Origin of the sequence: Halorubrum xinjiangense (assembly GCF_900102375.1) — an archaeon.
Classification (GTDB): domain Archaea; phylum Halobacteriota; class Halobacteria; order Halobacteriales; family Haloferacaceae; genus Halorubrum; species Halorubrum xinjiangense.
Map to the genome: position 1 here is coordinate 134,016 of NZ_FNBO01000002.1, position 26,761 is coordinate 160,776.

At 71.6% G+C, this 26,761-nt stretch carries 23 protein-coding genes; 18 read left to right on the forward strand and 5 right to left on the reverse strand.

The window, feature by feature from the left end; translation table 11 throughout:
- The first annotated feature begins 445 nt into the window (after positions 1–445).
- The 7 genes from F3H13_RS03520 to F3H13_RS03545 all read left to right on the forward strand — a co-directional run bounded on the left by F3H13_RS03520 (position 446) and on the right by F3H13_RS03545 (position 5,798).
- The gene (locus tag F3H13_RS03520; protein ID WP_149797677.1) at positions 446–670 is read left to right on the forward strand and encodes a hypothetical protein; all 225 of its coding nucleotides are present in this window, start codon (positions 446–448) and stop codon (positions 668–670) included.
- Positions 671–732: 62 nt separating this feature from the next.
- Positions 733–879, forward strand: a complete 147-nt coding sequence (locus tag F3H13_RS16090) for a hypothetical protein (RefSeq protein WP_007345373.1) — start codon at positions 733–735, stop codon at positions 877–879.
- A 498-nt stretch (positions 880–1,377) separates the two neighbouring features.
- Complete coding sequence (locus tag F3H13_RS03525; protein WP_004597247.1) at positions 1,378–1,653, forward strand: PadR family transcriptional regulator; 276 nt, start codon at positions 1,378–1,380, stop codon at positions 1,651–1,653.
- A gap of 168 nt (positions 1,654–1,821) precedes the next feature.
- Positions 1,822–3,126 (forward strand): Glu-tRNA(Gln) amidotransferase subunit GatD, encoded by a 1,305-nt coding sequence (gatD, locus tag F3H13_RS03530; RefSeq protein ID WP_149797678.1) that lies wholly within the window; start codon positions 1,822–1,824, stop codon positions 3,124–3,126.
- A complete protein-coding gene (locus F3H13_RS03535) occupies positions 3,123–4,208 on the forward strand; it encodes a GNAT family N-acetyltransferase (RefSeq protein ID WP_149797679.1) in 1,086 nt (361 codons plus the stop codon). Before gatD ends, F3H13_RS03535 begins: the two co-directional genes overlap by 4 nt.
- A complete protein-coding gene (locus F3H13_RS03540) occupies positions 4,205–4,417 on the forward strand; it encodes a hypothetical protein (RefSeq protein WP_149797680.1) in 213 nt (70 codons plus the stop codon). The genes F3H13_RS03535 and F3H13_RS03540 overlap by 4 nt, the downstream gene beginning before the upstream one ends.
- 103 nt (positions 4,418–4,520) lie before the next feature.
- Complete coding sequence (locus F3H13_RS03545) at positions 4,521–5,798, forward strand: DUF6498-containing protein (protein ID WP_149797681.1); 1,278 nt, start codon at positions 4,521–4,523, stop codon at positions 5,796–5,798.
- Here F3H13_RS03545 and F3H13_RS03550 read toward each other — a convergent pair.
- A complete protein-coding gene (locus F3H13_RS03550; protein WP_149797682.1) occupies positions 5,795–6,337 on the reverse strand; it encodes an HPP family protein in 543 nt (180 codons plus the stop codon). The genes F3H13_RS03545 and F3H13_RS03550 overlap by 4 nt on opposite strands.
- Positions 6,338–6,444: 107 nt before the next feature.
- Between F3H13_RS03550 and F3H13_RS03555 the strand changes: the two genes are divergently transcribed.
- On the forward strand, positions 6,445–7,443 hold the full coding sequence (locus tag F3H13_RS03555) for a prepilin peptidase (RefSeq protein ID WP_149797683.1): 999 nt from the start codon (positions 6,445–6,447) through the stop codon (positions 7,441–7,443).
- 579 nt (positions 7,444–8,022) lie between these two features.
- Here the strand turns inward: F3H13_RS03555 and dnaG are convergent.
- Complete coding sequence (dnaG, locus tag F3H13_RS03565; protein ID WP_149797685.1) at positions 8,023–9,678, reverse strand: DNA primase DnaG; 1,656 nt, start codon at positions 9,676–9,678, stop codon at positions 8,023–8,025.
- A 177-nt stretch (positions 9,679–9,855) separates the two neighbouring features.
- Here dnaG and F3H13_RS03570 point away from each other — a divergent pair, with 177 nt between their 5' ends.
- The 4 genes from F3H13_RS03570 to F3H13_RS03585 all read left to right on the forward strand — a co-directional run bounded on the left by F3H13_RS03570 (position 9,856) and on the right by F3H13_RS03585 (position 13,653).
- Entirely contained in the window at positions 9,856–10,122 is a 267-nt protein-coding gene (locus F3H13_RS03570; protein ID WP_149797686.1) for a DUF3311 domain-containing protein, read from the forward strand.
- Positions 10,123–10,210: 88 nt separating this feature from the next.
- Positions 10,211–11,695 carry a sodium:solute symporter family protein gene (locus tag F3H13_RS03575; RefSeq protein WP_149797687.1) on the forward strand — a complete coding sequence of 495 codons (1,485 nt, stop codon included), beginning with the start codon at positions 10,211–10,213 and terminating at the stop codon, positions 11,693–11,695.
- A gap of 538 nt (positions 11,696–12,233) precedes the next feature.
- Positions 12,234–13,094: a YqcI/YcgG family protein gene (locus F3H13_RS03580; protein WP_149797688.1), complete on the forward strand. Its 861-nt coding sequence runs from the start codon at positions 12,234–12,236 to the stop codon at positions 13,092–13,094.
- A complete protein-coding gene (locus F3H13_RS03585) occupies positions 13,087–13,653 on the forward strand; it encodes a cysteine hydrolase family protein (RefSeq protein WP_149797689.1) in 567 nt (188 codons plus the stop codon). The genes F3H13_RS03580 and F3H13_RS03585 overlap by 8 nt, the downstream gene beginning before the upstream one ends.
- 31 nt (positions 13,654–13,684) lie before the next feature.
- Here the strand turns inward: F3H13_RS03585 and F3H13_RS03590 are convergent, their stop codons facing one another.
- Positions 13,685–15,151, reverse strand: a complete 1,467-nt coding sequence (locus F3H13_RS03590; RefSeq protein WP_149797690.1) for an MATE family efflux transporter — start codon at positions 15,149–15,151, stop codon at positions 13,685–13,687.
- A 284-nt stretch (positions 15,152–15,435) separates the two neighbouring features.
- Between F3H13_RS03590 and F3H13_RS03595 the strand changes: the two genes are divergently transcribed.
- Positions 15,436–16,878 (forward strand): HEAT repeat domain-containing protein, encoded by a 1,443-nt coding sequence (locus F3H13_RS03595; protein WP_149797691.1) that lies wholly within the window; start codon positions 15,436–15,438, stop codon positions 16,876–16,878.
- Between the two features lie 215 nt (positions 16,879–17,093).
- Complete coding sequence (locus tag F3H13_RS03600) at positions 17,094–18,785, forward strand: phospholipase D-like domain-containing protein (RefSeq protein ID WP_149797867.1); 1,692 nt, start codon at positions 17,094–17,096, stop codon at positions 18,783–18,785.
- A gap of 33 nt (positions 18,786–18,818) precedes the next feature.
- On the opposite strand, the gene F3H13_RS03605 is transcribed toward F3H13_RS03600, so the two are convergent.
- Positions 18,819–20,786, reverse strand: a complete 1,968-nt coding sequence (locus F3H13_RS03605; RefSeq protein ID WP_149797692.1) for a DHH family phosphoesterase — start codon at positions 20,784–20,786, stop codon at positions 18,819–18,821.
- A gap of 140 nt (positions 20,787–20,926) precedes the next feature.
- Between F3H13_RS03605 and F3H13_RS03610 the strand changes: the two genes are divergently transcribed.
- From F3H13_RS03610 to F3H13_RS03625, 4 genes are all read left to right on the forward strand, one after another.
- Positions 20,927–21,442: a Mov34/MPN/PAD-1 family protein gene (locus F3H13_RS03610; RefSeq protein WP_149797693.1), complete on the forward strand. Its 516-nt coding sequence runs from the start codon at positions 20,927–20,929 to the stop codon at positions 21,440–21,442.
- The gene (locus F3H13_RS03615; protein WP_149797694.1) at positions 21,439–21,891 is read left to right on the forward strand and encodes an adenylyltransferase/cytidyltransferase family protein; all 453 of its coding nucleotides are present in this window, start codon (positions 21,439–21,441) and stop codon (positions 21,889–21,891) included. The genes F3H13_RS03610 and F3H13_RS03615 overlap by 4 nt, the downstream gene beginning before the upstream one ends.
- 105 nt (positions 21,892–21,996) lie before the next feature.
- A complete protein-coding gene (locus tag F3H13_RS03620) occupies positions 21,997–23,400 on the forward strand; it encodes a heme o synthase (RefSeq protein ID WP_149797695.1) in 1,404 nt (467 codons plus the stop codon).
- A gap of 80 nt (positions 23,401–23,480) precedes the next feature.
- Positions 23,481–23,723 carry a SelT/SelW/SelH family protein gene (locus F3H13_RS03625; RefSeq protein ID WP_149797696.1) on the forward strand — a complete coding sequence of 81 codons (243 nt, stop codon included), beginning with the start codon at positions 23,481–23,483 and terminating at the stop codon, positions 23,721–23,723.
- 518 nt (positions 23,724–24,241) lie between these two features.
- On the opposite strand, the gene F3H13_RS03630 is transcribed toward F3H13_RS03625, so the two are convergent.
- On the reverse strand, positions 24,242–26,698 hold the full coding sequence (locus F3H13_RS03630; protein WP_149797697.1) for a heavy metal translocating P-type ATPase: 2,457 nt from the start codon (positions 26,696–26,698) through the stop codon (positions 24,242–24,244).
- Positions 26,699–26,761 lie beyond the last annotated feature (63 nt).

Consider the following 26,761-nt stretch of genomic DNA (forward strand, 5'->3'; position numbering starts at 1 on the left):
GCACGCGCGAGGTCGCCGGCGCTACGCGCCGGCTGCCAGAGGGACCTTCGGTCCCTCGCTGGAGTCAGTCGCCGGAGCGAAGCGGAGGCGACTGACGAGGCTGGGGAGGCGTGAGGTGCTGTGCGGGGCTGGGGGGTGGGAATCAAAGGGGCAGCCGGGAGGACGAAGCCCGACGACGCAAGCACCGCAGCGAGCGGAGCGAGCAAGGCGCGCAGCGAGGCGCGCGAGTCCTCCCGGCTGGGGCTTTGGAGGTGTTCGTCGCCGATCCACAATCAAATTTTTATAAACGAGCGGCTGGGGTTTTGGAGGGGTTCTCCGCAGATCCGCAGTCGATTATTTATAAGTGATCGGCTGAGGTCTTGGCGGTGTCCGCTACTGAAACTGCCTAGCGGTCGTCGGCAGTATTTTGGCCCGCAGCATCGATGCCCGCACACGGCTGGTCCCCATGCTCGACGAGATATTCGACGTAGTCATCGGTGAGATTGCCAAACTAGTCCCCGACGTCGTGTGGGGCGCCGTCTTCCTCATCGCCGGTCTTGTGACGACGATGCTCGGCGTGACGACGTTCCTCGGCGTGGCGGCGCTCGGGTGGTCGCCGCGGTTCGGCGGCGTGCTGACCGTCGTCGGCGTGCTGCTGATAGCCGGACCACTCGTCGCGTGGTACCGATAACCCTCGACCACCCGGATCCTCTCGGCCACAACACTATCTGGGGGCGCTCCCTATCGCCTCCCATGCGCTCCGAAGAGGAGGTCAGAGAGCAGTACGAGTTCCTCCGCGAGCAGCTGGACGACGAGGAGATGAACCACCGCGGCGTCGAGGAGCTGTTCACGCACTACAAGCGCGCGCTCGGCTGGGTGTTAGAAGAAGAACATATGTAAGCGCCGTACGACACGTTTATCACGCTCTACCCAGTACACCCAGGTGACGCTTCGTCTGGAGGGCCGAAGCGTCAGCGGGGACCAATCGGCAGGCCCGACGCGGCTTTTTTCCGCGTCGGGCGTGCCTTCTTCCGACACTCGACCGCCGAGCGTTCCGCTTCTCGTTTCTCGCCTCGCGCTCGCGTTTCACCTCACGCTCGCATTTCACCTCGCGCCCGCGTCTCGGCGGCGTCCAGACGCACGTCCCCACTGACCGTTCCGGCGTCCTCTTGCTCACAGTGCCCTGACTGACGGGGCGCTGTCCTCGAACCCGCCATACGTATCAGACGTCAAAAACGACCTTCGGCCGCGAAATGCCGAATCCGCGTCCCGTGCGAGTTGCGGAATTGACAAAACGTCGCCGTCTGTTTCGCGGGCGTAGGGGCCGGTGCGTGGTCGTACGTGGACTGATATAACGGTATATTTATTTATTTTCAATAGGTATGTACTGGCAGTTGTATGTACGACCTCACAGGTTTTCAACGAGACCTGCTCTACGTGATCGCGGGGCTCGACGAGCCGCACGGGCTGGCCATCAAAGAGGAACTCGAAGAGTACTACGAGAAAGAGATCCACCACGGCCGGCTCTACCCCAACCTCGACACGCTCGTCGAGAAGGGGCTCGTCGAGAAGGGCCAGCGCGACCGCCGCACCAACTACTACACGCTGACCCGCCGCGGGCGCCGCGAGATCGAGGCCCGCACCGACTGGGAAGCCGAGTACATCGAGCACTGACCGGCCCCGCCCGCCGCTCCCGCGATTGACTCGCAGCCGTCGGCCTTCGCCGCTTCCCCCTTCTTCTCCTCCGTCCCCGGATCCCTCCCAGTCCCGACTTCTACGAGAGCGACCCGCGCGCCGCCGCGAACGGTTGGATTCAAGTCCGCCCCGGCGGAACCCGGTCGTATGCAACCGGGAGATCGCGTCCGCGTCGACCGCGGGGGCGTCACCAACGAGGGCGTACTGCTCCCCTCCACGACGCGCGACCACCTCGTCGTCAAGCTCGACGGCGGGTACAACGTCGGTATCGACCGCGACGCGGCCGACGTCGAGGTGTTGGAGTCCGGCGTCCGCGAGGTCGACCCCGCGGCCGACGACGGCGGCGACGCCGCCTCGGAGATCACCTTCGACGACGACCTGCCCACCGTCTCGCTCATCTCTACCGGCGGGACCATCGCCTCCACGGTCGACTACCGGACGGGCGCCGTCACGGCCCAGTTCGACGCCGAGGACGTCCTCCGCGCCGTTCCCGAGCTCGCTGGCCGCGCGAACTACCGCGGGCGCGTGGTCGCGAACATCCTCTCGGAGAACATGGACCCGTCCATCTGGCGCGACCTCGCCGCGGCCGTCGCCGAGGAGATCGACGCGGGCGCCGACGGCGTCGTCGTGATGCACGGCACCGACACGATGCAGTACTCCGCGTCCGCGCTCTCCTTCATGCTCGATTCGCCGGTCCCGATCGTGTTCACCGGGAGCCAGCGCTCCGCGGACCGGCCCTCCTCCGACAACGTGATGAACGCGGTCTGCGCCGTCGAGGCCGCCAAGGCCGACCACGCCGAGACCCTCGTCTGTATGCACGCGAGCTCCTCCGACGACGCCTGCGCGCTCCACCGCGGCACGCGCGTCCGGAAGAACCACACCTCCCGCCGGGACGCCTTCGAGACGGTCGGCGCCGAGCCCCTCGGGCTGATCGACTACGAGGCCGCCGCGGAGGCCGGCGCCGACGGCGACGCGGCCGACGCCGCGATCGAGTGGAATCGCGAGCCGCTCCCGCGCGGCGACGGCGAGGAAGGGGACGGAAACGACGTCGACCTCGCGCCCGACCTCGACGGCGACGTCGAACTCGTCAAGTTCACCCCCGGGATGGATCCGGCCGCCTGGGACTACCTCGACGACAAGGACGGCGTCGTGATCGAGGGGACCGGGCTCGGCCACGTCCACACCGATCTCATCCCCCGGATCGAGTCGCTCGTCGAGGGCGGCACCGTCGTCGCGATGACGAGCCAGTGCCTCGCTGGGCGGGTCTGCGACCGCGTGTACGACACCGGCCGCGACCTGCTCGACGCCGGCGTCGTCGAGGCCGGCGACACCCTCCCCGGCACCGCGAAGGTGAAGCTGATGTGGGCGCTCGCGAACCGCTCGGACCCCGCCGACGCGATGGGCCGCGACCTCGCCGGCGAGCTGACCGAGGAGTCGCAGCCCTGGCGATGACGGGATCGGAGGGCGAGCCGGCGCCCGACGCCGACTCGGTGTCCAACTCCGACGCCGGCGACCCGCCGGTCGTCGTCCGCGAGGCGCGCCCGGCCGACGCCGACGCGGTCGCGGCGTTCACGCGGGACACGTGGGGCGAACGCCAGGAGGACTACATCCCGCGGGTGTTCCCGAAGTGGGCCGCATCCGACGACCCCGACCGCGGCACCTTCGTCGCGACGCTTCCGCCGGACGCCGCCGACGCCGGCTCCCTCGACGGCCGAGCGGCGGGCGACACCCTCGTCGAGGGCGACGGGACGGGCGCGGCCGCGGCGAGCGAACCGGAGGCGGTCGTCGGCTGTATCCAGGGCGTCCTGCTCTCCGAGTGGGAGGCGTGGGGACAGGGGATCCGCGTCGACCCCGCCGCGCGCGGCCACGGCGTCGGCTCCGCGCTCTCGACGGCCGCGCTCGACTGGGCGCGCGAGCGCGGCGCGACGGTCTGTCGCAACATGGTGTTCTCGTGGAACGTCATGGGGCTCGGCCAGTCGCGCGCGGTCGGCTTCGAGCCCGAGACGGAGTTCCGGTTCGCGGAGCCGGAGCCCGACCCGGACGCGCTCGACGCCGGCGCCGGCCGTATCGCTGCTCTCGCTGACCCAGACCCGGACGCGGCGTGGGCGTTCTGGAGCGACAGCGACGCCCGCGACCACCTGCGGGGGCTCGCGCTCGATCCGGACGAGTCGTGGGCCTGCTCGCAGCTCACCCGCGAGCGGCTCGCGGCCGCGGCCGCCGAGGACCGGCTGCTCGCGGTCGCCGACGCGGACGCGCTCGCCGGCTTTGCGGTCCGGACCCGCGTGACGGAGCGCGAGATCGACGGCGAGACGACCCGGACGGCGACGTACGGCGTCGCCGCGTGGCGCGGCGTCGACGCCGCGGGCGTCCTGTACGACGCTGTCGCCGCCGACGCCGCTGCGGCCGACGCCGACGACGCCCGCGTGCTGATCCCCGAGACGGTCGAACACGTGAGCGACACCGGGGCGAACCGCGTCGCGGTCGCGGGCGAACCCGACTTCGTGATGTGCGCGGACCTCACGGGGAACCTATGACGCTCTTCGGTCTCGCTCTCCCGTGGTCGCTCCCGCTCACGCTCGTGATCTACGGCGTCGTCGTCGCAGCCGCGGCGTGGATCTACCGCGACGCGAGGGCGCGCGGGAGCCGCTACGCGGCTCTTTGGGCGCTCTCGACGCTCGTTTTCACCATCGTCCCGGTGCTCGTCTACATGTACCTCCACCGCGACGCCGGCCCGGCGCGGTAGGCGACTGCGACGCTGGCCCAGCGCGGTAGGCGACTACGACGCCGGCCCGGATCAGCCGAACGCTCCCGGCCGCTTATGTGAGACGACTAGAAACGACCGACGGATGCCCTCCCGCCCCTTGACCGACCGGGTGCGCGCGCTCGGTCGCGGTCGCCGGCCCCGCGCCCTCTCGGTGGCCGTCGCCAACCTGCTCCCGCTCGTCGGCGTCGTCGCGCTCGGCTGGAACGCGGCCGCGCTGCTGGCGATGTACTGGTTCGAGCTCGGGATCGCGTCCCTCTGGGCCGTCGTCCGCGCGCTGTTCGCCGGCCGGCCGTCCGAGATCGAGCGCGACGTGCTGATCTCCGGGCCGCTCGCGCAGCGCCGGGTCGGGCTGTCGATCCCGCGGACCGACGTTCGGCTCCGGCTCTCCTCGCTGCTCGTGCTCCCGATCGCCGCGCCGGTCCTCGCCGTCGTCTGGCTGTTCGTCGGCACGCTCACGGTCGGGGTCGTCGCGGATGGGGCACTGAGTCCGGGCGCGCTCGACACCGTAGCGCTCGCGATCCTCGCCGTCTTCGTCGGCGAGGGGGCGACGACGCTCGTCGAGTACTTCGGCCGCGGCGAGTACCGCGACCACAGCGCCCAGACGGCGATCCGGGGCGTGTTCGCCCGCGGCGCGGCCATCTTCCTCGGCGCGCTGTTCACCGTCGTCGTCGTCGCCGCGGGGACCTTGGAGGACGACACGCCGATCGCCGCGCTCGACCCGGACGCGATCGGCGTCCCGCTCCTGCTCGGGATCGTCGCGGTGAAGTTCGCCTTCGACCTCGCGGGGCTGTACGGCGACCGGCTGGCGGCGTTCGACGAGTCGTCGTCGCTCGATCTGGGCCTCTCCGACGACCCGCCTGCCCCCGAACCGGCCGACGGATCGCTCGCAGCGCCGGTCGAGACGGTTCGCCAGCCCCGACGTGCCCGCGTCGTGGGAGCGCTGACGACGCCCCTAGGCCATCCGGGGCTTTGGTATCTCGCTGGGATCCTCGCGCTCGTGGGTCTCGCGTTCGCGATCGGGGGTAACTGGCCGACCGCTGTCACCCTCGTCACGGCCGCGATCGCGCTTCCCCTCGGTCTCGCCGCGCTCGATCACGAACTCCGGCACGGGCTCGTCGCGTACCGCGCCGGCGACGACGCGCTCGTCGCCCGCGACCGCCTGTCCGGCGTGACCCTGTGGCGCGTCGAGCCGTGGGACGAGACGGACCTCCGGGTGGAGCGGAGCCGCCTCGACCGGCGCCTCGGGACCGAGACGGTCGTGATCGAACTCCGCGACGACGAGTACCGGATTCCGGGACTCGCCGATCCCGAGCCGATCCTCGACGTCTTCGACAGGGAAGCGGATCGGCCGGACAGTTAGCTCGAACCCCTTCCGTTCCGCGCCTCCTCTCGCCCGTACAGCGGGTGCGTGTCCCCGACGAGCCGCTTGAAGAGCAGGATGACGGCGGCGTGGAAGGCGACGAGGACCGCCACGCTCGCGACGATGATCGCCACCTCGGCGCGCGTCGAGAGGAGCCCGAGCGAGACGATGAGCGTCGTCGCACACGCCGGCGGGTGGACGCAGTCGGTCGCGATCATCGCCCAGCTGGTCGCGACGAGCGAGGCGACTGCGCTCGCGGTCAGCCGGAATCCCTCCGGAGAGAACGCGGGGGGCGTCGCCGTGAGCGCCGCGCCGTCCGCGATCACCGTCCACGCCGCGAGCCCGGCGACGCCGCCGATCAGGTGGCTCCCGACGACGCGGACGGCGCGCTCGCGCTCGCTCCGCCGGTCGAACGCGAGGACGAACGCGGACGGACCGAGGCTCGGAAAAATGAACGGCTGGCCGGTCGCCCACGCGACGAGGCCGAGGACGGTGAACAGCAGCCCCGCATAGAGGCTCGTGCCGAGGCGGCGGCGCATTGCGACCCGGTCGGCGGGCGACTCACAAAGCCCCGGCGGATCGGGGAGGTATCGATCGCGATAGCCGAACCCGAACGCCTAATTGGTCCCGTCTCGCCCGTGGGGACATGTTCGCGACGCTGCCGGACCTCCTCCGACTGCTCGTCGTCCCCGTCTTCGCGTGGGCGGCGATTCGGGACGTCCGGACTCGGCGCCTCCCGAACCGGCTGTGGCCGCCGCTGTACCTGTTCGGCGCGCTGCTCCTGATCTGGGAGGCGGTCTCGCTGTGGCCGTTCGCCGGGTTCGACGGGCGGGTGTTCCTCCTTCGGGCCGCGATCAGCCTGCTGTTCGTCGCGCCGCTCGGCTACGCCTTCTGGTACCTCGGCGCGTTCGGCGGCGCCGACGCCAAGGCGATGATCGCACTTGCGGTGATCTTCCCGACGTTCCCGGCCTACGAGGTCGGGGGGCTCGTCTTCCCGCTCGTCGACACCGACATCGGTGTGTTCTCGCTGACGGTCCTCACGAACACGGTGCTGCTCGGCCTCGCGTACCCGGCCGGGCTCGCCCTCCGCAACCTCGTCCGCGGCGAGGTCTCGTCGAGCATGTTCCTCGCGCGCCCGGTCGCGACCGACTCGCTGCCCGACCGCCACGGCCGACTGTTCGAGGACCCGGACGGGCCGACCAGAAGCGGGCTCGACCTCGACGCGCTCCGGATGTACCTCCGCTGGCGCGGGCTCACGCTCGCGGCCCTGCGGCGCGACTCCGACGAGCTGCGCGACCCCGACTCGGTCGGCGAGACGTTCGACCCGACCGACGGCGGGACCCACGTCGGGCCGCGGACCGATGGGGGGCGCGCGGTCGACGCCGGAACCGACGGCTCGGCCGGCGCGCCCGCCGACCTCGACGACCCATGGGCGGCCGAGCGCTTCCTCGACGACATCGACCACGGCGCCTACGGCACCGACGCCGCGACGCTCCGCGACGGCCTCGACGTCGTCGCCCGCGAGGACCGCGTGCTGGTCTCGCCCGGGATGCCGTTCGTCGTCCCGATGGCGGTCGGCCTCCTCGTCTCGCTGACGTTCGGCGACGCGCTGTTCGCGCTGCTCGGCGCGGTCGGGCTGGTGTGAGCCGGAACCGGCGACGCTATTTATAAATGAGCGAGGCGGTGCGGCGGCGCGCGCCTCCGAGCGGCCGCCCTCGGCGGCCGCGAGTAGGGAGAGACCGAAGGTCTCTCTGACAGCCGGCGGCGGAGCCGCCGGCGAGAGCGCGTGCGAGGGACGCGGTGAGCGCTCGAAGAGCGCGAACCGCGAGGCTGGGGAGGCGTGAGGTGCGGTTGCGGTGCTGTGCGGGGTGGGACTCAAAGGGGCAGTCGCGAGGGCGAAGCACGACGACGCTAGGACCGCAGGAGCGAGCGAAGCGAGCGACGAGGACCGTGGTTCGAAACGGCGGAGCCGTTTCGTCATCGCCAGAAATCGGATATTTCTGGCTAGCAGTCAGAATCATTCGGATTCTGACGACATCACGAGACGCCTTCGGCGTCTCGAACGACAGCGAGTCGCGCGAGCCCTCGCGACTGGGGCTTTGGAGGCGCTCACCACCGATCCGCGATCAACTGTTTATAAGCGAGCGGCTTGGGCTTCGGAGGCGTTCACCGCCGCTCTGCTGTCAACTACTTATAAATAAACGACGACGACCGCATCGTCTCGTCAGCTTCCGGCGCGGAGGTCAGCCGCCGTCAGGACTCGCGTCCCAACCGGACGCTTCACGAACTCGCCGAGGTCGCGGCCGACGACGTCGCCGACGCCGCGCTGGGCCGCAACGTCCAGCAGCCGCTGGTCGACGGTCCCGTCGACGACGACGGCGTGCGGCGCGGGGTCGGCGCCCTCGACCGCGTCGAACGCGTCCGCGGCGTCGACCTCGGCTAACACGTCGACCTCGTCGCCGAGGAGCCGCGCGCGGCCGGTCCCCTCGTCGACGACCTCGCTGACGTGCGCCGCGATCGATCGCGGCTCGTCAGTCGCGTCGGTCTCGTCGGTTTCGTCAGTCGCGTCGGTTTCGGCAGCCTCGTCGGTTTCGGCAGTCGCGTCGACCTCGTCGATTTCGACTGCGTCGTCGCTGGCGGCCTCATCGGGGTCGACTTCGCCGTCAGCATCTGGCTCCGTATCGACGGCCGATTCCGCGTTCGAAGCCGCGGTCGATTCGGCGTCCGACTCGCCGATCGGCTCCGACGCCTGATCGGGCTCGTCGGTCGCGGAATGGGGTTCGCCGGTCGCGGACTCGGGCTCGTCGGTCGGTGAGTCGTGGCCGTCGTCGGTGTCGGGCTCGACGCTCGCCGCCGCGCCGGTCTCGGCCGTCGCGTCGGCGTTGTCCGATTCGTCCGGGTCCTCCGCCTCCGAACCGGGTTCAGGCGAGGCGGGCGCCGAGGTCGAGGTCCCGGCCGAGTCGCCGCCAGCGGAGTCGCCCGGCACCGCACCGCCGTCGCCGACGCGGGCGACCGACCCGGGTTCGTCGCCGTCGGTCGCCTCGTCGTCGCTGGCGGCCGCTCGGAGGTCGGCGGCGTCCGCGAGGCTCGCGTAGGGGACCTTCCCGCGGAGCGCCTCGAAGACGGCGTCCCGGCCGAGGTCCTCGACGGACTCGCCGGGCGGCGCGAACGCGACGTAGTCGACTTCGCCGACCTGCGCGAGCTCGCGGAGGATGAGCTCGCCGCCGCGGTCGCCGTCGAGGAACGCCGTAACGGTCCGGTCGGCGGTCAGCTCTGCGACCGCCTCGGGGACGTTCGTCCCCTCGACGGCGACGGCGTTCTTGATCCCGCAGTCGAGCAGCGTGAGCACGTCCGCGCGCCCCTCGACGACGATGACGGCGTCGGAGTCGCCGACGCGCGGCCCGGCGGGGAGCCCCCGGTAGTCGACGATGCCCTCGACGCGCGCGGCGTCGCGCACCTCGTCTAACACGTCGCTGCTCCCGAGGCTCGTCTCCTCGAAGCCGCCGGCGATCAGCTCCTTGGCGCGCTCGACGACCTCGCGCCGCTTGGCCGCCCGCACGTCCTCGATGCTCGTCACCTCCACGGAGGCGTGACAGGGACCGATGCGGTCGATCGTCTCCAGCGCGGCCGCTAAGATCGCGGTCTCGACTTTGTCCAGGCTCGACGCGACGGTGACCTCCCCGAACGACTGGCCGTTCTCGGACTCGACGGAGACGTCGATCCGGCCGACGCGCGAGGACTCCTGGAGGTCCCGGAGGTCCAACTCGTCGCCGAGGAGCCCCTCCGTCTGGCCGAACACCGCGCCGACGACGTCGCTCCGCTCGACGACGCCGTCGGCCGCGATGGTGGCGTGTATCAGGTATTTCTCTGTGTCTTTCATGATGGGTGAATGGTGATGGCGGGCGGTAGCGCCCGTCCGTGTATGGTTGCGCTCCTCGCGGAAAATAGCTATCGCCACGCCCCTCCGGCGCCGGCTATTGAAGAGAATTTCTCTCCAATACTTGAGTTCGAACTTATCCGATAGTTCTTAGTGTTTATAGACGTACTATTATCGCACATGGTGCGCTTACGGAGCGATCTCGTGTGGATACCGACGTTCGCAATACTCGTGGCGTTCGCAGTGCCGTGGCCGCTGTGGGGCGTCGATCGCGTCGTTGCGGGGCTGCCGGCCTGGATCTGGTGGCACGTGGCGTGGCTCGGGCTGTGCGCGGCCCTGTTCGCGCTGTTCGTCCGGAGCGGCGCGTGGGAGCGCGGGATGGGACGGCGGCCGGAATCGAGCGACGGTCGGAGCGGCGGCCCCGCGCCGGGGGGTGACCGGCGATGACGCTGGGGGGTGACCGGCGATGACGCTGGGGGGTGACCGGCGATGACGCTGGGGGGTGACCGGCGATGACGCTGGGAGGTGACCGCCCGTGACGCTCGGCGTCTCGCTCGGGGTCGTCGTCGGCTACCTCGCCGTCGCGCTCGCGCTCGGTCTCGTCGCGTACCGCGTCTCCGAGACGACGGCCGAGGACTACTACCTCGCGAGCCGGTCTATCGGGACGCTCGTCCTGCTTTTCACGACGTTCGCGACGCTGCTCTCGGCGTTCACCTTCTTCGGCGGCCCGAACCTCGCGTACGCCGCCGGTCCGGAGTGGTTGGTCGTGATGGGGACGCTCGACGGCGTCTTATTCGCCGTGCTGTGGTACGTCATCGGCTACAAGCAGTGGCTGATCGGCGCCCGCAACGGCTACGTGACGCTCGGCGAGATGCTCGGCGACCGGTTCGGCTCGACCGGGCTGCGCGCGCTGGTCGCCGGGGTGAGCCTCCTCTGGCTGTTCCCCTACGTGATGCTTCAGCAGATGGGCGCCGGCGAGGCGCTCGTCGGGCTCACCGACGGCGCGGTCCCCTACTGGGGCGGCGCGGCGCTCATCACGGGGTTCATGATCCTCTACGTCGCCGTCGCGGGGCTCCGCGGCGTGGCGTGGACGGACACCCTTCAGGGCCTGTTCATGCTCTCTATCGTCTGGGTCGCCGCCGCGTGGATCGTCTCGGCGGTCGGGGGCGTCGGCGCCGCGACCGAGGGGATGCTCGCGGCACGACCCGAGTTCGGGAGCTTCGGCGGCGGGACGTACACGCCCGGGTTCATCGTCTCGACGGCGATCACCATCGCGTTCGGGGTGACCATGTTCCCGCAGATCAACCAGCGGTTCTTCGTCGCGAAGTCGGGCGCGGTGCTGAAGCGGTCGTTCGCGCTGTGGCCCGTGCTGGTGCTGCTGCTTTTCCTCCCCGCGTTCATGCTCGGCGCGTGGGCGGCCGGGATGCCGATCGAGGTGCCCGAGGGCGCGAACGTGCTGCCGGTCGTGTTGAACGAGTACGCGCCCGCGTGGTTCGCCGCGCTCGTCGTCGCCGGCGCGATGGCCGCGATGATGTCCTCCTCGGACTCGATGCTGCTCTCCGGGTCGTCGTACTTCACCCGCGACCTCTACCGACCGCTGATCGACGCGGACGCCTCCGAGCGGCGCGAGGCGTGGATCGCCCGGATCGGCGTGGCGGCGTTCGCGACGCTGGCGTTCGTCGCGAGCCTGTTCCGCCCGGGGACGCTGATCGAGGTGGGCGACACCGCCTTCTCCGGGTTCGCGCTGCTCGCGCTCCCCGTGATCTGCGCGCTCTACTGGCCGCGGACGACGCGCACCGGGATGATCGCCGGCGTCGCGGTCCCGCAGGTCGCGTACCTCGCGGTGGTGCTGTCGGCGGTCGTCGGCGCCGTCCCGACGCTCCCGCGGACCGTCCTCGGTGGCTGGGACGTTGCGCTCGGGCTGATGGTCCTGTCCGGTGCGCTGACGGTCGCGGTCTCGCTGGTCACCGCGCCGACCGAGGAGGGCGACGCCTCGCGGTTCGCGGTGGTAAGCGACTGATCGTCTCTGGGTCGGGGCGTTGTCGTCCCGCGGTTCGTGTCTCCTCGCCGGCGGAGTGGTGGTGAACCCGGTCAAAGCCCCAGCCGCTCGCTTATAAATGAGTGATCGCGGATCGGCGGCGAACACCGCCAAAGCCCCAGTCGCTCGTTTATAAATGATACCTCGCAGATCGGTAGCGAATCCCTCCAAAGCCCCAGTCGCGAGGGCGACGCACGCTCGCTGCGCTCCTCACTCGGTCGCTCACTCCGTTCGCTCCCTCGTTGCGGTGCTTACGTCGCCTGCGCCGCCCTCGCGACTGCCCCTTTGAGTCCCACCCCGCCCCGCACGGCACCGCAGCCTCACACCTCCCCAGCCTCGTCGGTCGCCCTCCGCGTTGCTCCGGGCGACCGACTCCCTCGCACGCGCTCCTCGCGGCCGCCGGAGGCGGCCGCTCGGAGGCGCGCGCCACCGCACTTGTCGGGGAACGTAGCCCGCCGAACCGTTCCCACCGCGCCGAAGCCGGCGAAAGCCAAAAGACCGTCTCGCCCCGACAACGCGTATGAACGAGCCCGGTACCGAGGGCGTGTTGTTGGACCAGGAGACGCTCCACGGTCGGCTCGACGACGCGCCGCCCTGGCTCCGCGAGCACTACCGCACCTTCCGGGAGTCGATGCTCGGCGAGCGCGACGGGTCGCCGTTCCCCTGCTACTTCGGCATCGAGGTCGAGCGCGAGGGGGACCTCCTGTACGCCGCCTGCGAGTCGACCACGGACCCGGCCGCGCTGCTGCGGTTCCGGGACGTCCTCTTGGAGTACCTCGACAGCTACGAGGACCACGCCGACCGCGCGCCGCTCGCGGTGTTCTTCAGACCGCCCGACGACGAGCGCGGCGAGGCGCACTACCACGAGCGGCTCTGGCACGTGCTGGAATTCCTCCACGTCCACGACCCCGAGCCGTGGCCCGACGACATCCCGACCGACCCCGACACGCCGCGCTGGGAGTTCTGCTTCGGCGGCGAGGCGCTGTTCCCGACCTCGCGGGCGCCCTTCTACGAGGAGCGGAAGAGCCGGTACTCGCCCGTCGGCCTGGAGATCACCTTCCAGCCCCGCACCGTCTTCGAGGGGATCACGGCCGACACCGAGGCGGGCGAGCGCGCCCGCGAGACCATCCGCGACCGGATGGGCGACTACGACGGGGTCTGCCCCCACGCGGACCTCGGCGACTGGGGCGCCGAGGGCGACCGCGAGTGGAAGCAGTACCTCTTCCGCGAGGACGACGACGCGAGCCCCGACGCCTGTCCCCTCGAACCGACCCGCGACCACCCGAAGGCGCCCGCGTCGCTGCTCGAACCCGGCGCGTGGCGGCGGTTCGCAGATGGCGACCGGACCGATTCAGCTGTCGCGGGGCGCGCGGATGACTGAGGCGGCCGACCCCCCGACCGACGCCGTCCTCCTCCTCGTCGACTTCCAAGTCGGCTTCGACGAGCCGGGGTGGGGCGAGCGCAACAACCCCGACGCCGAGGCGGCCGCCGCCGGGCTCCTCGACCGCTGGCGCGCGCTCGACCGCCCCGTCGCGCACGTGCGCCACGCCTCGACGGAGCCGGACTCGACGCTGCGCCCGGACGCCCCCGGCTTCGCGTGGAAGCCGGAGACGGCGCCCGTCGACGGGGAGCCGACGTTCGAGAAGTCGGTCAACGGCGCGTTCCTCGACTCCGGGCTCGCCGAGTGGCTCCGCGAGGCGGGCCACGATTCCCTCGTCGTCTGCGGGCTGACCACCGATCACTGCGTCTCGACGACGACGCGCGAGGCGGAGAACCGCGGCTACGACGTGCGCGTCGTCGCCGACGCGACCGCGACGCACGCCCGCGAGGCGCCCGACGGCGAGCGGATCGATCCGGAGACCTCCCACCGCGTCGCGCTCGCACACCTGAACGGCGAGTTCGCGACCGTCGTCGAGAGTGCCGACCTGCTCGCGGACTGACGGGAGTTCCCGCCGCCCGACGCGGTCCCGCTCAGTCGTCGGCGGCGTCCGCGGCCTCCGCGCCCCCGCCGCTCGCGCGCTCGGCCGCGTTCGCGAACATCCCGCGCCGCGTCGTGTACAGGAAGTACGCGCCCAGCCCGAGGAAGCCGACGACGTTCGAGGCCGCGACCGCCCAGAAAACGGCCTCGACGCCCCAGCCCAGCCCCGGCGTCACGGTGACGCCGAACGCGCCGAACGTCGTCGCGACCGGGACGGCCGCGACCGCGATCGGGAACCGGACCGCCCAGTACTTGACCAGGTCGGCGACGAAGGAGGTCCGGGTGCGGGACGCACCGTTGAACCCCGCCAAGAGGGTGTACGTGCCGCCGAGCGCCCAGTAGGAGGCGCCGAGGATCCGGAGGTACGTCACCGCGAGGCCTCGCCCGTCGGCGGTGAGGTCGGGCGCGAGCAGGTCCGCGATCCCGCCGGCGAAGAGGAACTGGACCGCGCCGAGCGCGAGGAAACCGGCGACGACCATCCCGGTCCCGACCGCGGTCGTCCGGCGGGCGCGCTCGGGGGCATTCGCGCCGAGGTTCTGCCCGATCATCGACTGGGCGGCCTGCTGTATCCCGAGCGCCGGGACGATCGCGAGCGTCGCGACCCGCGCACCCACCGTGTACGCCGCGACGCCCGCGGCGCCGCCGGCGACCGCGACGAGGCCGACGACGAGGACGCGGACCAGCTCGCTCACGCCGCGCTGGCCGCCGAGCGGGAGCCCGACCGAGACGACCTCGCGGGCGGTCGCCGGGTCGAGCGCGAACGCCTCGCGGGTGAGCCGGAAGGTGTCGCGCCCGATTCCCGCGGCGTACCCGATGACCCACAGGAGGCCGGCCACGGCGGCCAGCGCGGTGCCGAGCGCGGCGCCGGCGACGCCCAGCTCCGGGACCGGGCCGACCCCGAAGATGAGCACCGGCGCGGCCACGAGGTTGACGAGGACGCCGACGAGGCTCACGTGGAACACCGCGCGGGTGTCGCCGTACGCCGTGAAGCAGTTCTCGACGGTGTCGCCGACCGCGCCGACCGGGAGGACGGCGATCACGATCGCGAGGTACGTGGCGGTCGTCCCGGCCAGCGCCGGATCCGCCCCGAGCAGCGCCACCACCTCTTCGACGTAGATGACCACCGGGATCGCGACCGCCGCGGTGACCGCGAGCGCGACGAGCGCGCCGTTGACCGCGACGCGGCGCGCGCCCGCGTCGTCTCCGTCGCCGGCGCGCTGCGAGACGAGGATCTGGGTCCCGACCGCGCCGATCACCACCGTCGCGCCGAGCAGCGACTGGATCGGGAGGCTGAGCCCGACGGCGGCGACGGCGTCCTCGCCGACCCGCCCGAGCCAGAAGGTGTCGACCAGCGCGTTGGCGACGTAGACGACGTTCTGCGCGACGAGCGGCGCGGCGAGGACGAGCAGCACTCGCCCGACTGGCCCGTCCGTTATCGCCTCGCGGTCGACGTCCAGCATCGAATCGTTCCGGTATTAGGAGGAGATAATAAAAGTATGCTGGTCGTGAACACGAACCGCTCGTCGGGGCGGCGTCCGGCGCTCCGGGGCGGAGCGCGTGCGGTCGGTTCGTCGGGGCGAAGCGCGTGCGGTCGGTTCACGGGACCAGAGCGCGTGCGGTCGGTTCACGGGACCAGAGCGCGTGCGGTCAGTTCGCCGGGTGACGGCGCTCGGCCCCTCGCACGCGGTCGTCGGCGCCTACGAAGGGAAACCTCTTAATGGACTACACACGGAGGTCGTGGTATATGAGCAACGGCGACGACGACCCGGCCGACGCTTCCGAGGAGGCGGACGCCGCGGACGACGGCGGAGACGCCGGCGAGTCGACGGAGACGGCCGCTCCGACGCTCCCCGACGACGCGACCGAGGAGTCGCTGAACGAGTACCTCGACGAGATCGCCGACCGCCTCGACGCCGCCGAGACGGAGGCCGACCTCGACGACGTCGAGGCGCTCTTAGACGACGCGGAGGCCGGCATCGAGGAGGCGGACCTCCCCGAGCCGGACGAGGACGACGAGGACGCCGACGACCCCCGTGCCGACCTCGAGGACCGCATCGCGGAGCTCCGCGACGGCGTCGAGGATGCCCGCGGCCCCTACGGCGAGGACGTCGTCGACGCGGTCGAGACCGCAGCCGAGAGGGTCGAGGAGACCGAGTGGACGGCCGACGGCCGCGACGACGTCGCGGCCGCCGTCACGTCGTTCGTCGGCAAGGCGGCCGACGCGATAGACGAGGCGGCCCCCGGCGCGATCGACGAGGCGGACGAGGACCCCGAGGCGCTCTTAGACGAGGCCGCGGACGGCGAGGAGAGCGACGCCGCGGAGCCGACCTCCGTCGATCAGCTCGTCGCGGCGCTCGACGCCGTCGCCGCCGCCGTCGCCGACGCCGACTTCGACGCGGACGACGACGCGGACGTGATCGCCGCGCTGCTGGAGGCGACCGACGGCTTGGACGCCGACCTCGACGACGCCGAGGAGTGGGACGACCTCGAGACCCACGAGCAGCTCCGCGCGCAGGGATACTACGACGTGCTCGGCCACTACAAGGACTTCCCGGTCGAGTGGGCCGCGCTGAAGGAACACGAGGCGCGCGGCAACGTCGACATGATCCTGCTCGCGCTCGACTCCCTCCAGTCCGAGTTCATGGAGCGCCACTGCCTGGAGGCGTTCGAGCGGATGGGCAAGCGCGGCAAGACCGAGGCGTCCGTCGAGGAGGTCCTCGGCCGCGCCGAGAAGCGCGACCGGCCCGCGATCCGGATCCTCGGGAAGATGGCGGCCGAGGAGGCCACCGACACCCTCGTCGAGTACGTCGACGAGGACTCGAACCCGCAGCTCCAGAAGGCCGTGTTCAAGGCGCTCGGCGAAATTGGCGCGTCGGCGGCCGTTCAGCCGCTCGCGAACCAGCTCGACCCCGACGGCGACACCGACGAGCTCGTCCGCCCCCACGCCGCCCGCGCGCTCGGCCTGATCGGCGACACCCGCGCCGTCAAGCCGCTCGCCGACGCGCTCGAAGCGCACCCGTCCGACGACGTCCGCGCGGCCGCCGGCTGGGCGCTCCGCCAGATCGGCACGCGCGAGGCGCTCGAAGCGGTCGCCGACTACGCCGACGAGCGCTCCTTCGTCGTCTCGACGGAGGGCGAGAAGGCGAAGCGCGCGCTCGACGACGCCGAGCCGGCCGCGACGGCCTGAGACGCGCGCTCTGCTGCCACGCGCTCCGTCTCTTCGCCGCCACGCGCTCTGCTGCCACGCGCTCCGTCTCTTCGCCGCCACGCGCTCTGTTCTTCCGCCGCCACACGCTCTGCCCCTTCGCCGTCTCGCCTCGAACGCTTTTATCTGATGCCGGAGCCACGCGCTCTGTGCCGCTCCCTCGTCCGAAACGGCCGGTTCGCCTCGCGACGCTCGTCCTGCTCGTCGCCGCCGCGAGTGTCCTTCTCTGTCCGCCCGCGGCGGCCGCCACGCTCGACGAGACCGACCCATCGTCGCCCAACGCCTCCGACGTCGCCCGCGAGCCGCGGATCGTCGAGCTGTACCCGAACCCGACGACCCCGGAGAACCGCGGCGAGTACCTCGTCGTCTCCCTCCCCGAGCGCGGGAACTGGTCGCTCTCCGACGGCTACTACGACGTCGCGGTTCCGGCGAACGCGAGCGGCCGGGTGGCGCTGTCGATGGCCCCGAACCGGACCGCGTCGATCCTCGCCGGCGGCTCCGGGACGGAGGCCGACGGCGCGCCGCGCGAGATCCGGCGACTGACCGACCACTTCCCGCTGTCGGCGTCGGGCGACCGGATCGAGCTCCGTCGAAACGGGACGGCGGTCGACGTCGTCGCCTACGACCGCGCCCCCGAGGGGCACCGTTGGCGCGCCGCGTGGGGCGAGTGGCGCCCCCGCGGGTACGAGCCGCGCTCGCCGAGGCCGACGGCGGACGCGGCCGTGACTCCCTTCGTCCTCCCCGACAGTCCCGGCGTGCCGGTCGAGCCGCTCCGGAACGCGGACGACCGCCTGTTCGTCGCCGGCTACACGCTGACCTCGGAACGGGTCGCCGACGCCCTCGTCGCGGCCGCCGACCGCGGCGTGCGCGTCCGCGTGCTGCTGGAAGGGTCGCCGGTCGGCGGGTTCTCTGCCCGGAGCGCGGTGCTGCTCGACCGGCTGACGGCCGCCGGCGTCGAGGTCCGGATCCTCGACGGCGAGGTCGAGCGCTTCCGCTTTCACCACCCGAAGTACGCGGTCGCGGACGGCCGCGCCGTCATCCTCACGGAGAACTGGAAGCCGTCCGGCACGGGCGGGCGGAGCAACCGCGGGTGGGGCGTCGTCGTCGAGGGGAGTGCCGGCGCAGAGGGCAGTACCGGCGCCGAGCGCGGAACCGGAACCGGGGGCAGCACCGGAACCGAGGGCGACCCGGCCGTCGCGGACGACCTCGCAGCGCTGTTCCGCGACGACTTCGAGGCCCGCGATGCGCGGCCTTGGAGCGACTTCCGCGCCGACGCCGAGTTCCACGAGGGCGGGCGCGCGAACGGCACCTACCCGACGCGGTTCGAAGCCCCGGCCGAGCCGGCGGCGGCGGCGAACGTCACCGTCCTGACCGCGCCCGGCAACGCCGCCGACCGGATCGTCGCGCGGATCGACGCCGCCGACGAGCGGGTCCTCGCGGTCGTGCCGCGTGTGGGCGGTCCGAACGACCGCATCGTCCGCGCGCTCCGACGGGCGGCCGACCGCGGGGTCGACGTCCACCTGCTGCTCTCGGACGCGTGGTACGACCGGGAGGCGAACCGGAACCTCTCGAAGCGGCTCGCGGACGAGCCGATCGCCGTCGACCTCGCCGAGCCGCGCGGTCGGTTCGGGAAGGTCCACGCGAAGGGGCTCGTCGTCGACGACGCGGCGGTCGTCGGGAGCCTCAACTGGAACCCGAGCGCGGCGACGAACAACCGCGAGGTGCTGCTCGCGGTCGAAGACGAGTCGGTCGCGGACTTCTACGCCCGGGCGTACGCGGCCGACTGGCGCGGCGGCGGGATCCAGCTCCCGATCGCCTTCGTCGGTGGCTTCGTCGTCGCGCTCGCGGGGGCGGGCGCCGTCGCTCGACGGGAGATCGAGTTCGGCTAAAAACCGGTGTCGTGCGGGTCGTCGCCGCCGCGGTCAGTCGTCGAGCGCGATCGTCGACGAGAGCGCCTCGTCGATCTCGGCGCCCGCCATCTTCTCGACGAGCGCCTCGATCACCTCGCCTCGGCGTCCCTTCACGAACTTGATGGAGCCGACGACGAGGTGGCCGCCGCCGGAGACGCCGGCCTCGGGCAGCTCCTCGTTCAGCTCGGTCACCATGTTCGGGATGTCAAGCCGAACCCCGTCCGAGCGGAGGACGCAGAAGTCGGGGCCGTAGCCGATGGTGATGACGGGGTCGCCGGTCTCTTTCACCTTCGCGTCGTGGAGCTCGCCGGTGGTCTTGCCCGGCGCGGGGTAGGTGAAGCGGTGCGCGTACTCGTCTAAGTCGATGCGGTAGAGGTGCGCACCGGAGGCCAGCCGCTCGTGCTCGACGTGATCGTTGACCGCGTCGAGCTGGCGCTCCACGTCGCGCTCGGCGCGCTCGGAGAGGAACTCGACGAGCTCCTCGTGGCGTGCCTCGTCGTCGCAGCCGACGTTCAACGCGTCGTTGACGAGGGTCTTCCCCTCCGAGTAGCGGAGCCAGTGGGCGGCGTAGTCGAGCGCCTCGCCGATGTCGAGGAGGTCCGACTCGTCGTAGCCCGCCGCCTCGGCGAGCGCGACGTAGTCGTCCATCGCCTCCGCCTTCGAGCGGTCGGAGAGGCCGGCGACGGCCGGCACGTGTTCGAGCTCCTCGGTGAGCGACGGGTCGACGAGCCGGGCGAGCTCGACGCACATCATCCCGGTGGTGACTCGGTAGTCCTCGCCGTGGAGGTACGGGTTCACGTGGGCGTCGAGCAGGGGCTCGACCGCCTCCGGGTCTGGGTGGTGGTGGTCGACGGCGGCGATGGGGATGTCGTAGTGCGCGAGGTTCTCGTAGGCCGGCACGTCCTCCTCGGTCGACCCGTTGTCTAACATGAGGAGGAAGGGGAGCTTCTGCCCGTGGCGGGCGCGGCCCTCTAAGGCGAAGTTGAGGTCGCGGGTGACGTCCTCCATCTCGTAGTAGGGCGCCTTGCTCGGGAGCCGTTTAAATAGGTGCCGTGGCGCGTCGGGGTCGCCGTGGACCTCCTCGATCAGGTTTTCGACCGCGAGCTGGACCGGGATCGCGGCACACATCCCGTCGCCGTCGGCGTGGTGGCGGACGCGGATCGGGCGCCCGGCGAGGACGGTCCGGCGGAGCAGCCGCGCGAGGTCGCGGAGGTCCTCGTGGATCGGCTCGAACGCCTCCCACTCGACGAGGGGGTCGACGTCGGCGGGCTCGGCGCGCTCGTCGAGGGCCGCCTCGAAGCGCTCGCGGGCCTCGGCGGCGCGCTCGTCGGGGAGCCGCTTCAGGGAGTCGACCTCCAGCTGGAGCGCGTTCTCGCGGCTCTCGATCGTCCCGGAGACGTGGACCATATCGCCGACCTCGACCTCGGGGTACGCCCGGACACCGGCGGACTCGAAGGCGGCACACGAGAGGACGCCGGAGGCGTCCGCGACGGCGAAGATGGTGGGGCCGCCCGTCTGTTTCGCCTGGACGACCTCGCCCTCGACGGTCACCTCGTCGCCGGGGGTGAGGCCGCGAACCCGCGAAACCGTCGGCTCGTGGGCGACGGTCTCGGTGCGGTAGTCGTCGGGGTCGACGTCGTCGAACGCGACGTCGCCGTTCTCCTTCACCTCGGTGAGCCGGACGATCAGCCGGTCGCCGACGGCGTAGTCGCCGTCGATGTTCGATTCGTGGACGAGCCCGCTCACGGCGTCCGAGAGGTCGACGAACACGCCGTAGTCGACGACGCCGTTGACCTCGGCGTGGTATAAGGCGTCGATGTCGGCGTCCTCGAGGGTGCAGTCCGGTGCCAGGTCGTAGACGGTCGGGCGGTCGTCGGCGCGCTCCGACCGGTCCTCGACCGTCCCCTCCGCCGCGTCGGCGTCGGGTTCGGGGCTCGAATCGCCCCGCGTGCCGGAATCCCCGGCGGTGTTTTCGCTCATGGACACGTCTCGGGAACGGGCGGTGTTAAGCCTGTTCTCTCGGGGCTCACGGCTCCGGACTCCGTTCGCCGTCCGCCGAGAGCCCGTCCCGCGTCCCGCGGTCCGGAACCCCTATGAGGCGACGGCGACTTATCTCGCTTATGCGACTGTTCCGCTCGGACGAGCTCCTCGGCATCGCCCGAGAGACGCTGGAGTTCGTGCTCGAGGCGAGCGAGGAGACCCACCCCAACGAGTACATGGGGTTCCTCCGCGCGGACGACGCCCGGAAGCTGGACCTCGACCGGGACGGCCAGGTGATCACCGACGTGCTCGTCATCCCGGGCACGGAGTCGAGCCCGACAAGCGCCAGCGTCCGCACGCACATGAAGCCGAACGACATGCGCGCGGTCGGGTCGGTCCACTCGCATCCGAACGGCGCGCTGCGCCCGAGCGACGCCGACCTCGCGACGTTCGGGCAGGGAAAGGTGCACATCATCGTTGGTGCCCCCTACGGCTGGGGCAACTGGAAGGCGTTCGACAACGACGGCGAACAGACCACGCTCGACGTCCTCGACGTCGAGGTGCCCGACGAGCACTTCTTCGATTTCACTCAGGAGGATATCGACCGCGAGCTCGACGATCGCGACGCCGGCGGCTTCCTCTCGTGGTTCAAATGACGCGGGTCGTCGCGCAGGGAACGTTCGATCTGCTCCACCCCGGGCACGTCCACTACCTGGAGGACGCGGCGACGTACGGCGACGAGCTCCACGCAATCGTCGCTCGCCGCACCAACGTCACGCACAAGCCCGCGCCGGTGCTTTGCGCCCGCCAGCGGCGCGACATGGTCGAGGCGCTCGACGCCGTCGACGAGGCGCACCTCGGCGACCCGGAAGACGTGTTCGTCCCCATCGAGCGGCTCGACCCCGACGTGATCGTGTTGGGGTTTGACCAGCACCACGACGAGGCCGACATCGCGGCCGCGCTTGAGGCCCGCGGCATCGACTGCCGGGTCGAGCGCGCGTCGGGCCGGGAGCCGAACTACGAGGACGAGCTGCTCTCCAGCGGCGACATCGTCGACCGCATCTTGCGCGAGCGCGGCGGCGAGGCAGACGCGAACCGGAGCTGACCCCGGGCGGTCGTCTACCGCTCGCGGACCGCGTCGTCCCCCCTTCTTGCCGCCGTTTTTTCGAAGCGCGGAACATATATGGGTCGGCTCCGTAATCGAGACCACGTGACGCTCCCAGACAGATTCCCCGCGGTGTTGGCCGCGGCCGCGATGGGCGTGTACCTGCTCGTCGTTGTCGGCGCGACCACCTCCCTCACGGAGGCGGCGACCGCCTGCGGCGGCTGGCCCGCCTGCGGGAGCGGCGCCGCCCTCCCCGCGGAGACCGCCGGGTGGATCGCCCTCGGCCACCGCGTCCTCGCGGTCCTCGTCGGCCTCCTCGTCGCGCTCTCCGCCGCGCTCGCGTGGCGCGGCGGCGCCGACCGCCGGGTCCGGTTCGCGCTCGCGGCCGCGCTGGTCGTCTATCCGGCCCAAGCGGGGGTCGGCGCGCTCGTCGCGCTCGGCGACCTGCCGGCCGCGCTCGGCTCTGCCCACCTCCTCCTCGGGATCGGCATTTTCGGCGCCGTCCTCGCGGCGCTCGCGTGGTGGCTGGAGGCCGAGACGGGAACCCCCGGCGACGCCCCCGACGACTTCGAGCCCGGGACGGACGACCTGCCGCCGGTTGAGGAGGCGCCGGAGCCGGAGATCCCGTCCGCGACGCTCCCGCGCCTGAAGGCGACCGCGGCCGCCTACTTCCGGCTGATGAAGCCGCGGCTGATGTGGCTGCTCTGCCTTGTCGCCGCCGCGGCGATGGCGCTCCGGGGCGGCCCCGGTTTCACCCCGTACGCGGTCGCGGCGACGCTGGCCGGCGGCGCGCTCTCGATCGGCGCGTCCGGGACGTTCAACCACGTCTTCGAGCGCGACGTGGACAAGCGGATGCAGCGCACGAGCGACCGCCCGCTTGCGACCGACCTCGTCCCCGTCTCGCACGCGCTCGCGTTCGGCGGCGTCCTGACGGTCGTCTCGCTCGCGCTGTTCTGGACGGTGAACCCGCTGACGGCCGCGCTCGGGCTGGTCGCAATCTTATTTTACAGCGTCGTGTACACGCTCGTTCTTAAACCGAACACGGTCCAGAACACCGTCATCGGCGGCGCGGCCGGCGCGCTGCCGGCGCTCATCGGCTGGGCCGCGGTCACGGGCGAGGTCGGCGGCGGCGGGCTGCTGCTCGCCGCGGTCATCTTCCTGTGGACGCCCGCGCACTTCTACAACCTCGCGCTGGCGTACAAGGACGACTACGAGCGCGGCGGCTTCCCGATGATGCCCGTCGTCCGCGGGGAGACCGCGACGCGCCGGCACATCCTCTGGTACCTCGGCGCGACGCTGGTCGCCGCGGTCGCGCTGGCCGCGGCCGCCGACCCGCTCGGCGCGCTGTACGCCGTCGTCGGCGTCGGCGTCGGGGCCGTCTTCCTCTGGGCGGTCGTCCGGCTCCACTACGAGCAGACCGAGAGCGCGGCGTTCCGCGCGTTCCACGCCTCGAACGCCTACCTCGGCCTGCTGCTGTTCGCCGTCGTCTTTGACGCGCTGGTGGTCTGAGGCGGTCGTCTCTCTTCGGCGCGTGAAGCGGGTCGATCGCGACCCTCCCTTTTAATCCGGTTCGCGCTCTATCTCCGCGCATGACACGCGTCGAAGTCGAGTACTGCGTCCCCTGTGGCATGTTGAACCGCGCGCAGGACGTCTCCGAGGCGATCCTCAAACAGTTCGGCGAGAGCATCGACGAGGTCGCCCTCGTGACCGGCGACGCGGGCGTGTTCGTCGTCCGGGCGGACGACGAGGTCGTCTTCGACAAGACGGAAGACGAGTACGACGTTGACGCCATCGTCCGCGCGGTCAAGCCGCACGTTGGCGCAGCGGCGTAACACTCGGCCGTTTATTTATAAACAGCGTCGCACGGATCGGCGGGCAGCGTCGCCAAAAGCCAAGCCGCTCCCTTATAACTCGTCGGTGACGGATCGACGACGAACCACTCCAAAGCCCCAGCCGTGAGGCGGGCGTGCGCCCGCCTCACGGCTGCCCCTTTGAGTCTCACCCCGCACAGCACCACCAGAAGACGGTCCTGCTCGCTCACTGCGTTCGCTGCGCGGGCTGCGACTTCCGTGCTCCCGCTCGCGTTGCTCGCGGGACCGCAGCCTCACGCCTCCCCAGCCTCGTCGGCGGTCCTCCGCTTCGCTCCGGACCGCCGACTCCAGCGAGGGACCGAAGGTCCCTCTGGCAGTCGGGCGAAGCCCGACGACCTCGCGCGTGCTCTCGCCGGCGGCTTCGCCGCCGGCTGTCAGAGAGACCTTCGGTCTCTCCCTACTCGCGGCCGCCGAGGGCGGCCGCTCGCAGGCACGCGCCGCCGCCCATTTTTAAATCGCCTCGTCCGCGCCATCGCCCCTCAGTTGCCCTTATAAACGGCGCGGGCGGAGTTCGTCACCACGAGGATGCTGCTCGACGCCATCGCGAGCGCGGCCAGCAGCGGGTTGAGGACGCCCGAGAGCGCCATCGGAATCGCGACCGCGTTGTAGACGAACGCCCAGCCGAGGTTCTGCTTCAGCCGCCGGTTCGTCCCGCGCGTGACGGCGAACAGCTCCGGGACCGCGGAGAGCCGATCCTCCAGCAGGACCGCGTCGGCCGCGTCGGCCGCGAGGTCGGTCCCGGAGGCGATCGAGACGCCGATGTCGGCCGCGGCGAGCGCCGGGGCGTCGTTGCTCCCGTCGCCCACCATCGCGACCGACCCGTCGGCGCGGAGCCGCCGGACCGTCTCGGCTTTCGCCTCCGGCGGCACCTCGGCGAACACCTCGTCGATCGCGGGGTGGTCCGCGAACCGCCTCGCGGCCGCGGGCGCGTCGCCGGTGAGTACGACGACTCGGCGACCGTCCGCGTCGAGGTCGGAGACGACCGCCTCCCAGCCGTCGCGAACCTCGTCGCCGACGGCGAGGACCCCGCGCACCCGGCCGTCCCAGCCCACGTAAACGGGGACGTTCCCGCGGTCGCGAGCGGCCGCCTCGGCCTCGCGGAGCGGGTCGGAAACCGGCCAGCCGCGCTCCTCGAAGAGGTCGGGGTGGCCGACGACGACCTCGTCGCCGTCGACGCGCCCCGCGACCCCGCGGTCGAGGACGTCGACGTCGGTCGCGGAGGGGCCGGCCGGGGGGACGGGCTCGCCGGCCGCGTCGACACCGTCGTCGGCCGAGTCGGGGACGGTCGAATCGCCGGCGGCCGCGGCGCCGCCGTCCGTCGCCGGTCGTCCTGTCGTCCCGTCTCCCGCGTCCCCCAGCACGCCCGAGACGATCGCCTCGGCGACCGGGTGGGCCGAGGCGCGCTCGACGGCGGCGGCGCGCTCGCGCACGCGGTCGACCGAGGCCCCCTCGGCCGCGGTCGCGTCGAGCAGCCGCATCTCGCCGTCGGTGAGCGTCCCGGTCTTGTCGAGGACGACGGTGTCGACGTCGTCGGCCGCCTCGAAGACGGCGTCGGAGACGACGACGATCCCGCGCTTCGCGGCGTCGCGGATGCCGGCGGCGACCGCGAGCGGGGTCGCCAGTCCGAGGGCGCACGGACAGGAGACGATCAGCACCGTCAGCCCGACGAGCGCGGCGTCGATCGGCGCCGATCCGAGCGCCAGGGTCGCCGCGGCGCCGACGGCCGCGACCGCGACGACGAGCGGGACGAACACGGTCGCCAGCCGGTCGACGAGCCGCTGGATCCCGGACCGCGAGCTCTGGATCTCCCACAGCAGGCGCACGAGGGTGTCGAGGGTGTTCGCCGCGTCCTCGCCGACCTCGATCACGACGGGCGAGTCGGTGACGACGGTGCCCCCGCGGACCGGGTCGCCCTCGCGTTTCGTCGCCGGCAGCGACTCGCCGGTGACCAAGGCCTCGTCGACCGCGGCGGTCCCCTCGGCGACGGTCCCGTCGAACGGCACGCGCTCGCCGGGGCGAACGAGGAGGCGGTCGCCTGGGTCGACCGCGTCGGCGGCGACCGTCTCGCCCGCCTCGGTCCGCACGGTGCGGTCCTCGGCTGTCGTCAGGTCGGCGAGCATTCCGGTCGCCCGCCGCTTGATGATCGACTCGTAGTGGTTGCCGGCGGTGACCACGAGGATGACGGCGATGGTCACGTCGAAGTAGAGGTCGGTCCGGCCGACGAGCAGCGCAAGCGTGCTGTACGCGTACGAGCTCGTCGCCGCGAGCGACACGAGCAGGTCCATGTTCGGCTGTCGCGCCCGGAGGCTCACGTACGCCCCTCGTAGGATCGGGTAGCCGGTGTAGAACAGCACGATGGAGGCGAACAGCCAGATCTGCGCGAAGAGGTAGGTCCCGGAGACGCCGCCGAGGTCGACGATCGGCTCGTACCCGAAGTAGGTCGGGTACAGGAAGAGCACGTACCACAGCATCGCCATCATCCCGAAGAAGCCGCCGCCGATGAGGAACCGGACGACGGCGTCGTTGTCCGCCGCGTCCGGGTCCGCCCGGTCGCTCGCCGAGTAGCCCGCGACCGAGAGCCTGTCGGGGAGCTCGTCCGCGTCCACGGTCTCGGGGTCGTAGTCGACCCGGATCGTGTCGGTGGCGTAGCTCGCCTCGGCGGCCGCGACCCCGTCCTGCTCGCCCGCCGTCATCTCGAGGAACGACTCGCAGGTCGCGCAGTGCATCCCGTCGACGTGGAGGAACGTCGTCTCGCCGTCGAACTCCTCGCCCGGCGTCGCGTCCGGGCGCCGGGCGTCGAGGTCCTCGAGGTCCTCGACGTCGTCGAGCGAGCGCGCGACAGTCAGGCAGCCTCGGCAGCAGAACTCGCCGTCGACGTCGGGGGCCGTGTGCGGGTCGTCCCCGGTCGGGAGGTCACAGAGCGTACAGCCTGTCATGTGTGGTCGCTTCCGCCGTTCCGCCGGGCGCCCGCGCCCCCGGCCTGTCGGTCCCGGCTCGGC